This window comes from Pantoea sp. LMR881 (assembly GCF_027157825.1).
Classification (GTDB): Bacteria; Pseudomonadota; Gammaproteobacteria; order Enterobacterales; family Enterobacteriaceae; genus Pantoea; species Pantoea haifensis.
This window is the reverse complement of the sequence record NZ_JAPVOK010000001.1, coordinates 273,707-281,436: the sequence shown is the minus strand read 5'-3', so window position 1 is coordinate 281,436 and position 7,730 is coordinate 273,707. Positions and strand designations below refer to the sequence as shown.

The 7,730-nt window shown below is 48.8% G+C and carries 8 protein-coding genes and 1 pseudogene; 6 read left to right on the top strand and 3 right to left on the bottom strand.

All coding sequences use genetic code 11. The annotated features are described in order from the left end of the window. The first annotated feature begins 211 nt into the window (after positions 1-211). Positions 212-505 carry a hypothetical protein gene (locus tag O3W44_RS01630; RefSeq protein WP_269291717.1) on the top strand — a complete coding sequence of 98 codons (294 nt, stop codon included), beginning with the start codon at positions 212-214 and terminating at the stop codon, positions 503-505. A gap of 2,907 nt (positions 506-3,412) precedes the next feature. Here the strand turns inward: O3W44_RS01630 and O3W44_RS01625 are convergent. From O3W44_RS01625 to O3W44_RS01615, 3 genes are all read right to left on the bottom strand, one after another. Next, positions 3,413-3,586 carry a transcriptional antitermination N peptide gene (locus O3W44_RS01625; RefSeq protein ID WP_442954586.1) on the bottom strand — a complete coding sequence of 58 codons (174 nt, stop codon included), beginning with the start codon at positions 3,584-3,586 and terminating at the stop codon, positions 3,413-3,415. Positions 3,587-4,069: 483 nt separating this feature from the next. Beyond that, on the bottom strand, positions 4,070-4,231 hold the full coding sequence (locus O3W44_RS01620; RefSeq protein ID WP_269291716.1) for a S24 family peptidase: 162 nt from the start codon (positions 4,229-4,231) through the stop codon (positions 4,070-4,072). A gap of 76 nt (positions 4,232-4,307) precedes the next feature. Next, positions 4,308-4,631 (bottom strand): helix-turn-helix domain-containing protein, encoded by a 324-nt coding sequence (locus O3W44_RS01615; protein WP_269291715.1) that lies wholly within the window; start codon positions 4,629-4,631, stop codon positions 4,308-4,310. A gap of 69 nt (positions 4,632-4,700) precedes the next feature. Between O3W44_RS01615 and O3W44_RS01610 the strand changes: the two are divergent. From O3W44_RS01610 to O3W44_RS01590, 5 genes and pseudogenes are all read left to right on the top strand, one after another. Then, a pseudogene (locus O3W44_RS01610) lies at positions 4,701-4,914 on the top strand (helix-turn-helix domain-containing protein). A 138-nt stretch (positions 4,915-5,052) separates the two neighbouring features. Then, positions 5,053-5,352 carry a CII family transcriptional regulator gene (locus tag O3W44_RS01605; protein ID WP_269291487.1) on the top strand — a complete coding sequence of 100 codons (300 nt, stop codon included), beginning with the start codon at positions 5,053-5,055 and terminating at the stop codon, positions 5,350-5,352. A gap of 139 nt (positions 5,353-5,491) precedes the next feature. Beyond that, complete coding sequence (locus tag O3W44_RS01600; RefSeq protein WP_331283428.1) at positions 5,492-6,109, top strand: GIY-YIG nuclease family protein; 618 nt, start codon at positions 5,492-5,494, stop codon at positions 6,107-6,109. Further along, positions 6,110-7,036, top strand: coding sequence for a replication protein (locus tag O3W44_RS01595; protein WP_442954573.1), 927 nt, complete (start codon positions 6,110-6,112; stop codon positions 7,034-7,036). It begins immediately after the preceding gene. Further along, entirely contained in the window at positions 7,033-7,725 is a 693-nt protein-coding gene (locus O3W44_RS01590; RefSeq protein WP_269291483.1) for a replication protein P, read from the top strand. Before O3W44_RS01595 ends, O3W44_RS01590 begins: the two co-directional genes overlap by 4 nt. The last annotated feature ends 5 nt before the right edge of the window (positions 7,726-7,730 follow it).

Here is a 7,730-nt window from a genome sequence, read left to right as displayed (position 1 = left end):
TTGTGCAGCTCTGGCGTCTGCCTCAGCCTTCTTTTAGCGGCTTCGTTCAGCTTCCGCTTAGCGGCTGCTTCACGCTCACGCGCAGTGGCCTGTTCCGCTTCAATGCGTGCTTCTCAACCGCCTGACGCTGTAGCTCTTTCTTCGTGGTACGTTTGCGTCGCTTCTGCCTTTGCCTCAGCGGCGTCGCGGTCGAACTTTTCACAAGGAGAGGGTGACCGTAGACGGCTTCAATCTGTTTTTTCAGAGACTCTTCAGCGGCGCGTTGCTCAGCCTCGATACGCCGGCGCTCTTCTTCTGCTGCCTTTCAGTTGCGATGCGTTTCTTGCTCGGCTTTCCCATTCAGTCAGTGGGCGGCGGACTTTCATCGCGAAGGGCATCACAGCTCATCGACGAATCGCTTAATTTCTCCCTCAGCAGGCTTCACCCGCTTCTTTCAGCCGCTTCAGATACTGCGTCCCGGCTTTTCAATCGCTGTCTTGCTAAGCGATATCACCTGAGCCGCTAATGAAGCCACCCGGGCGCGGCTCCTTGCAGTGCTGGAGGTCTGGCACCCTATAACCCGCTGGCGAATCTGTCCGCAGTAGGCATCAAGGTCGTTTATAAAGATACAGCGCCGGAGTTTGTCTGTAGGTTTAATCTCAGCACTGCTAAGTCAGTGGTCTCACTTATCGTTCACTCCTGAAATTTTAGGTATGAGCCAGGCCCGGACATTCCTGTCGGGCCAATAGGTGTGTTCCCCAGTTATCTCGGCACCGAAGCAAGCTAGTAAGAATGCACCCCCAAAGCCGCTGTGTCTGAGTAGGCGGTTTCACAGTGCTCACTAATCCCAATAGTCATCTCTTCCATGAGCTGCCACCAGCATCCGCATAGTTTTCGAATGGCTCTGGTCATACCTTCACGCTGCGATCTTTCGGGCGTTGCCCCGGCGTTTCCGGCAGAACGCTTTCCACGCTCGCTTGGTTTGAAATGCACGTTGCCAGCCATACCGCTTGGTCAGATTTCTCCAGCCCTGTTGGGCTAACTGCATCTGCGTTTTTGCCATCCTTCTTCCGTCAGTGGTTACAGTCCCGGGCGCGGAGCATTGCGTCGGCCATTTTGTATGCGAGCATTCGGCGTAGTAATCGAAATCACCAGGCTTCGGCAACCGTCCCATTAAGAGACCCAATTACTGGGCATCAGTTTTATGTGAAGTAATCTCGCAGCGTCATGCCTGGCTCGTTATCGTTCCAGCGCCCATCCTGTGTCTCATGCTGCTCACACGGAAATGCTGCTCCACCTGTTTCTTTACTCACTTCTAACCTCTCCTGCTATAAACCTCAGCCCCATCAACACACCCGTCAACCAGCCAGCCGAAAATGTAATTACCAGTGCTTAATATGGAGCCTCTTAATAAAAAGGCCTAAGCGACCTTTATTCACATAAACCGCATCTGATGAGTAAACTTCAGTATCAATGCTTGCTTTAACGAGGTCATAAACCTTCCTCCTCGCCCCACGTTTTGTTCATTCCACAACTTCATATCAACTGAAGGGGCACCTATGTTGCCCTGTGTTCCATAGAATGCCGACCAGTCAAGGTTTGAACTGTCGCTTTTCCATAGAGCTGCACTGAACGCCCAAGAGGCAATGAATATTGGCGCATCCATGATTGGCTGAAAGTTCCTACGCTCATCCAGCGAACCCAGCTAATTAACAAGCCTGACCTTTTGCCCCAGTCCTGTGCTTATCTATATGCCAGGGTACCTGGCTGCTGTTTGGGCGATCTCTTCTTGTTGCATAGCACGCAGTTCATGCAGCTGACGCGCAGCACCTTCCAGATAAAGCGGGTTAGCTTATGCCGAAGTATTTACAGCGCGGAATACGTCTGGAGGCAGTCCATTTGTGGATTGGAAGGAAGTTGTACAGAAAGCTGCTATCGCGGCGGTCCGCTCAAATCTGGATATGAAGCCCGCTTGCTTGATCTTAGTCACCTCGCACCCTCGACCACTGCATGACAACCCTCTCCTTCATCTAGCAAAGGATTGATGGCCTGATCGAAAGCTGCATTAATCTTTTTAATTCGTCCTCGTGCAAAACCGATCACGAAGCATCGGGAATGTGCCAGGCAGAAGGGCTGCGTCAAGGAAACTATTAACGGCTTGGTTTCAGGACTGAAAGAGCGGCACTCAAACGGTGTATCGAAATCAACACCCCAAGGTTATGTGATTTCGCCAGGCATCAGCGAACTTCGTATCGGAAGCCGTAAGGAAGGCATTATCACGCCACGATAAGACCTCATGCGTATAGCCTGTCTTTAGGCTGTTTGTTTGTGGCTGATGCGCGGCGCTTTGCAAAGCCTTGCTCGGTATAGACACGCTTCACCATCTGAACGGGTCGGCACCCCATTTGCAGGTGAATATTTTTAGCGTACCTCAATAGTGTATTCATGCTCGTTATCTGTGTCCGCCATGACATTTCTGGGCTTTATCGCCAAACAGGTGATGGGCAACGGCCAGCGTTGCAGTTGAATCCTCTTGCCGCCAGAGTAATTAACGACAATGACGTAGTCTCAAGGGATGCGGAATTTTTGACGTAGTCCGCGGTACGCAGTCCTCAATCTCTTTAATCATCGCAGAAATATCGGTAGGACTGATTAGCATTGAGCAGTCATCAGCTTCCTCCTGATTCGCGTATATCTCCGCCAGCCATCATCAGGTTGCCATCGTTATCAGTGAGAGCCTTGTGCGCTAACTCCCATGTGACGCCATATGCCTCAATCAGCAGTTAACCTTTTCATAAAATTCTAGCGCCGTTATCTCGCCGTTATTGATGTCTTTTGAGTTGCGATAGCCGCCTTAAAAATGGTTATCTCTGGTAAGCACCGTGATGTGCTCATGCTCATCACGCAGAGTAGGGAGGTGACAGCCTTCTCGATGCGGGGTTATAGGGTAAAAAAAAACCCGCACTCTGGCGGTGCTTTATGACCATTTCTCCGGGGGTCTCAAGTTGATGCGCGTGGTTTACCGCACATGATAAATGGCATCATCCTTCTTCTTTCAGCAGGAAGAACGATCACGTAACGCTTCGCCTTTAATGCGCTATTTATGCGGAGAAGCTCCAAGTTAAAGTTGTTTCAACGGCTTGTTCACTGGTGATTCTTCTTTCATTTAATCGCATCTATGCTTTTTTAGCCCGGGTCATTTTCCTGCGGGCTTTCGCATTGCTGTTTTTTTGCGCTCTCACCGCAATATCCATATTTTATCTCGCCAGCCATATCAACCTCAAACAGGGGATAGATTTGCCTTTCATTTTCTGGCGACCCACAGCCATAAAACCATATTCCGACTCCGGCTTCGAGTTGACATACCGATTTAGCATGGTGAAACGTACTTCTCCGCCCCGCCAGAATCTGCTTGTGATACTCGGTGTCGGTATCAACAGCCTTGCTCACCATCTACCGGCTTGCGTTTGCACCCGCAGCACAACGTGCGGCTAGGCGTAGGGCGATGCAATGCTTCCGAACTGTTACTGACGTCACTCTGAAGGTGAGCACGGCGCTCACGGCGACGACCAGCTGATGAACCTGCAAATGCTGTTCTGCGTGTCATAAATACCTCCTGAATGAATTTTGGTGATTGGATGACCGGTGCTGATCTCCGGCATTTGCAGAAACCCCATCCGGCGTGTGTGGACACCTTCAGGAGTTCAGCACATCAGCCTGTGCATCCATCCAATCCCAAAACTCACGCTTTGGTATAAATTGGCTTTTCAGCCACGTAGGTGATCCGTCACCGTTGTAAAAGAGCGTGCTATCCGTTTCGTTGTTCGCCAGCGTCCTGCTGATGGGATAAATATACAGATAAAACTGTATTATCGTCAACAGATAAAACTGTAAAAGTTAAAAATAATCTGTACGTGTCTGTTGTCATTACAAATTTAATTTGATTTAGGCGAAAAAAACCGCCTTTCGGCGGTTTCTGGGGGAAGGGTTTTATCTCTTGCGGCGATAGATTCGATGCTCGACCATGGTGCCGATTATTTGATATGACGCTCTGCACTGTTCATTGTGGGGTAATCATTGTTAAGAGGGATTAATTCAAAATGCTGAGTCCCCTCTGAGTCACAAAAGTAGGGCGGTACTTTTTGAATGTCGCTTCATGCTCTCCGTTTTTTGCCACAACAAACTCGCCTGGCACCGGTTCAATCTCTGGATCGACAATAATCACATCACCTTCTTTGAAATCAGGCTCCATAGAATCGCCTGAAATTCGCAAAGCAAAGGTGTATTAGCACCAATCCATGTCAGTCATGACGTATTCAAAGCTGCCATCAAAGGCTTCTATAGGGCTTTTTGTGCGCAAGTGCGCCAGCCTGGACATAGCTGATCAATGGAATCCTCCTTGTATTGACCTCGCTGACTGGAAGGATAACACCACCATTCATAAGCCATGCAGGGTCGCAATTTAAGGCCTCGGCAATGCCAACGATATTACGAGGCTTGAGAGTTTTACCATCTTCAATACTAGCCCAAGACTGTTGTTTGATGCCCGCTTTTTCTGCTGCTTCTGATTGTGTTAGTCGCAGCTCACTTCTTCGTTTTTTACTCGATCTGCAAGGCTCATAAGTTCCTCTCCATTTGTCCTTAATGCTCACAGGCAAACCTGTATTTGACAAACAGAAGTAACTGTTAGAGAATACAGATAAAACTGTGGAGGTGAATGAATGAACACGTTTTCTGAACGCCTCAAACAGAAGCGCCTGGAGTTGAATATGACCCAGACGCAATTAGCTGAAATGGTTGGCATGAAACAGCAATCCATTCAGTCGATTGAAGCTGGCACTACCAAGCGAACCCGCTATCTGTTTGAACTGGCAACCGCGCTTCAGTGAACCTACATGGTTAATGTACGGAAGCAAGCCAAACCAAGCCGCTTAAGGCTTACCGCTCTTCAAAAACGGACATGAAGTCCTACGTCACTGAAAAGTGAAATTCAAACGAAACAACAAAACGTTCGTGGCAATAGCTGCGGCTTTGTCACGTCTAAGCACTTAACCAACAAAAGGAATTTTAAAAATGTTCGATGCAAACTACAGCAAACCAACGGAAAGAGAACTGAACCGAACTGAGAGTGAATTGCTGATGCTTCTCGCTCAGATGAGCAACAGAAAGTTCGCAGAGCTGGCTGATGTTCACGAAAGCAAAATCAGTCGTACTGACTGGCGCTTTATCGCAAAGGTTATCTGTATCGCAGGGATGGCTGCTGAAGTGAGTCCATTAGGAAGGGCGTTGCAGGATTTGTACAAAGCGATTGGATATAAAAAAGTCCCAACTGCGCTAACAGTTGAGACTTCTCAAATAACTTTAGAATTCTAAGCAAATTCTTAGGAGTGATTATGCCAGGAACATTACACCTTGTAAACGATTCACCTTATAGCTTCATAAGAGATGAAATCCTCCGACTTGAGACTAAGCACTCAATTCCAATTGAGGTGGGAGGCCAGTACCAAAGTCAATTAATTCAAAAGGATGGGTTTACATATTGTCGAACCCTTACATGCCGGGCCTACTGAAGGTTGGGATGACAACCATATCGCCAGAAGTCAGAGCCAAGGAGTTGTCCTCCGGTACTGGCGTCCCGGCGAAATTTAATGTTGAGGCATCTTATTTTTCCGATGACCCGCGTGGCGATGAAGCTCGAATCCATACCGATTTAGCAAAATACCGCGTTAATAACGGGCGGGAGTTCTTTCAGTGCTCAGTTGCTACGGCTAATGAGGTGTGTCGCGCCTATTGCTTATGTGAGTCGCGATCTTCACTGGAAGAGCTGGCAAATGAATACGTTGCGATATGCGTTGATAAGCCAATAAAAGTCGAACTGCATCAATGGTTTGAAGAGTTCAATATTCCTTCCATAGGATGCAAGGCAAACGTTGCCAGGATTATTTTTGAGCTTGGCTGCATGAGACTGGATGAAATTAACAATGATGGAATATCCCTGTTAATCGAGGATGGTCAGTTGTGCGGAGTCATGACAGAAGCTCATCAAAACTTCCTGGCATACCTAGAGGAATGCCACGACAGAGATAAAGCTACGGGCATCTATGGCCCACTAGAACCGGTGGGCTTCTAAATGAATAACATTCAAAGAATAGATTTTGTAAATAAAACCGTTCTACCAGACAAGTCAGGAGGTCACATGGCCGACCTGTCCAATGGGTACACCAAGGTCGCCAATGAGATTCAGAAGCTCAAACCGCGCCTGAGATTATCAGGCCGCGAGTGGCAATGTTTTGAAGCGGTGATATGGCTCACCTACGGATGGAATAAAAAACAGGACAGGGTGACGAATACAGTGATTGCTGAGCTTACAGGCTTGAGTGACACGCACGTATCGGACGCTATCAAATCACTGGCAGAGAGAAAAATCATCTTCAGTCAGAAGCAGGGAATGATGAAATTAGTAGGTGTAAATACTGAGATTTCAGCCTGGATTTTGAATAAACCGGAATCGGGAAGAGAATTCCCGAAAACGGGAAAATCCTTCCCGAAAGCGGGTAAAAGCTTCCCGGAAACGGTAGACACCCAATACAAGAACAAGAACAGTAATAAAAACACTACGTCTGAGAATTCTAACGAATCCTCAGACTCGCCTCTTAAGAAGCTTCCTTTAATTCGTTCTGATGCAGCAATTCAGTCACCCAAGGGCGATAAGTGGGGAACGGCTGATGATCTGAAGGCAGCCGAATGGATATTCAGCAAAATACAAATCGTCGCACCAACTGCACAGCAACCTAACTGGCCCTCCTGGTCAAACGATATTCGCCTGATGCGCAATGCACTGGAAGTAACCCATCACGACATCTGCGAATTATTCAAGTGGGCCAACGCCGATCACTTCTGGCAAACCAATATCATGAGCCCTGCAAAGCTTCGCGAGAAGTGGGACACCCTCAAGGCTCAGATGAATCAACCTGGTCGCAAGCAATTACCAGCTCAGGCGCAGCAGCCAGCTATGCACTGGAATGACCGCAAGGCATGGGAGAACGAATTCTTATGAGAAATCTTGTAGCAGCAATTCAGAATCGTGATGCCGGTGCACTGGCTCGCATAGCAGGTGATGGCCCTCAGCCGGTTGATCGCGGCGTGCATGAAGACGTTGAACGACTGGTTGACGCGCTGTTCTCAAACCTCAAGCAGGTGTTCCCTGCATCGGTGAGTACTGCATGGCGCAATCCAAACGACGAAGCAGCCGCAAAGCGTCAGTGGATTGCAGCATTCGCTGAGAACGGCATCCACAATAAGCAGCAACTGTCGGCAGGCATGAAGTTGGCTCGTGCAAGTGGGTCACCATTCCTTCCATCACCGGGGCAGTTCATCGAATGGTGCAAAGAGGGTGAGCATCGCTCGGCTGGCCTGCCAAGCGATGAGCAGCTTTACGAAATGTTCCGCCTGTACTGCCGAGACCGGGGAATTTACGACAGCAGCGAAGAATACCCATGGGAAAGCCCGGCCTGTTTCCACATGGTTACGGCGGTCTACAACCAGATGCGGTCTTTCAACCTGTCAGATGCTGAGTGCCGCAAGCGCCTGGCTGATGAGCAGCGGAAGATGTCGCGCCGCATTGAGTCTGGCGAAATCATTCCGCCACCGCGCAAGCAGATACCGCACCTTCACATCCCGCTTAGTAACGACAAAGGCCTAGACCGTATCGCCGAAATCCGCCGCAAGCATGGGTTGAGGAATTAATCATG

Excerpts from the sequence above, each read along its gene's own strand:
- O3W44_RS01625 (WP_442954586.1), bottom strand. The coding sequence starts at position 3,586 with ATGACACGCAGAACAGCATTTGCAGGTTCATCAGCTGGTCGTCGCCGT.
- O3W44_RS01595 (WP_442954573.1), top strand. The coding sequence starts at position 6,110 with ATGAATAACATTCAAAGAATAGATTTTGTAAATAAAACCGTTCTACCA.
- O3W44_RS01590 (WP_269291483.1), top strand. The coding sequence starts at position 7,033 with ATGAGAAATCTTGTAGCAGCAATTCAGAATCGTGATGCCGGTGCACTG.
- O3W44_RS01605 (WP_269291487.1), top strand. The coding sequence starts at position 5,053 with ATGTTCGATGCAAACTACAGCAAACCAACGGAAAGAGAACTGAACCGA.
- O3W44_RS01620 (WP_269291716.1), bottom strand. The coding sequence starts at position 4,231 with ATGGAGCCTGATTTCAAAGAAGGTGATGTGATTATTGTCGATCCAGAG.